We start from the raw sequence: 1,760 nt of genomic DNA, 5'->3' as shown, positions 1-1,760 counted from the left end.
CCGCCCCGAGCCCGAGGCCCTGGCCCCGCTGCTGGCCCAGGCCCGCTTGCCTGCGGATCAAGCAGCGTCGGCCGAGCAGTTGGCGCTGCGCATTGCCAAGGCGCTGCGCGAACGCAAGGCCAGCGCCGGGCGTGCGGGCATCGTGCAGGGGCTGCTGCAGGAGTTTTCGCTGTCGTCGCAAGAAGGCGTGGCGCTGATGTGCCTGGCCGAGGCCCTGCTGCGCATCCCCGACAAGGCCACACGCGATGCGCTGATCCGCGACAAGATCAGCCACGGCCAGTGGGATGCCCACCTGGGCAAGAGCCCGTCGCTGTTCGTCAACGCCGCCACCTGGGGCCTGCTCATCACCGGCAAGCTGGTGGCCACGCACAGTGAAGGCAGCCTTGGCAAGTCGCTCAGCCGCCTGATCGGCAAGGGCGGCGAGCCGCTGATCCGCAAGGGCGTGGACATGGCCATGCGCATGATGGGCGAGCAATTTGTGACCGGTGAAACCATCGACGAAGCCCTGCGCAACGCACGCACGATGGAGGCCGAGGGCTTTCGCTATTCGTACGACATGCTGGGCGAAGCGGCGCTGACCAGCGAAGACGCCCAGCGCTACTACGCCTCGTACGAGCAGGCCATCCACGCGATTGGCAAGGCGTCTGCCGGGCGCGGCATCTATGAAGGGCCGGGCATCTCCATCAAGCTCTCGGCCCTGCACCCGCGCTACAGCCGCGCCCAGTTTGGCAGGGTCATGGACGAGCTGTACCCGCTGGTGCTGCGTCTGACCACGCTGGCCAAGCAGTACGACATTGGCCTGAACATCGACGCCGAAGAAGCCGACCGCCTGGAGCTGTCGCTGGACCTGCTGGAGCGCCTGTGCCACGAGCCCACGCTGGCGGGTTGGAACGGCATTGGCTTTGTCATCCAGGCCTACCAAAAGCGCTGCCCGTTCGTCATCGACTATGTGGTTCAACTCGCCCGCAGCACCCAGCGCCGGCTGATGGTGCGCCTGGTCAAGGGCGCGTACTGGGACAGCGAAATCAAGCGTGCCCAGGTCGATGGGCTGGAGGACTACCCCGTCTACACCCGCAAGGTGCACACCGACATCTCATACATCGCCTGCGCCAAGAAGCTGCTGGCCGCGCCCGAGGCCGTGTACCCTCAGTTCGCCACGCACAACGCCGAGACGGTGGCCACCATCTACCAACTGGCGGGCAGCAACTACTACGCAGGGCAATACGAATTTCAGTGCCTGCACGGCATGGGCGAGCCGCTGTATGAGCAGGTGGTGGGTGCCATCACCGCCGGTAAATTGGGACGCCCGTGCCGCATCTACGCCCCCGTGGGCACGCACGAAACCCTGCTGGCCTACCTGGTACGCCGTCTGCTGGAGAACGGCGCCAACACCTCGTTCGTGAACCGCATTGCCGACGAAACGATTGCGCTGGACGAGCTGGTGAAGAGCCCCGTGCACGTGGTGGACCAGCAAGCTGCGGTGGAAGGCACGGCGGGCTTGCCCCACCCCCGCATTGCCACGCCCCAGGGCCTGTATGGCGTGCACCGCACCAACTCGCGCGGGCTGGACCTGTCGAACGAAAACACGCTGACCGAGCTGGCCACCACCCTGCAAGCCACGGCAAGCCACGCATGGACGGCAGCGCCCCTGCTGGGCGCCGATGCCCCCGCAGGCCCCGTGCAGCCCGTGCGCAACCCCGCCGACCACAGCGATGTGGTGGGTACCGTGCAAGAGGCCACCGCCGCCGATGTGGACCAGG

1 protein-coding gene is annotated in these 1,760 nt (G+C 66.9%); it reads left to right on the top strand.

Going from position 1 to position 1,760, the window contains the following annotated elements:
* The coding region (locus ACDELDRAFT_RS22175) for a proline dehydrogenase family protein (RefSeq protein ID WP_005800966.1) at nucleotides 1–1,760 on the top strand (1,760 nt) is incomplete at both ends.

Origin of the sequence: Acidovorax delafieldii 2AN (genome assembly GCF_000175235.1) — a bacterium.
GTDB lineage: Bacteria > Pseudomonadota > Gammaproteobacteria > Burkholderiales > Burkholderiaceae_C > Acidovorax > Acidovorax delafieldii_B.
Note: the sequence above shows the minus strand (reverse complement) of the source record. Positions and strands in the feature narration are given on the sequence as shown.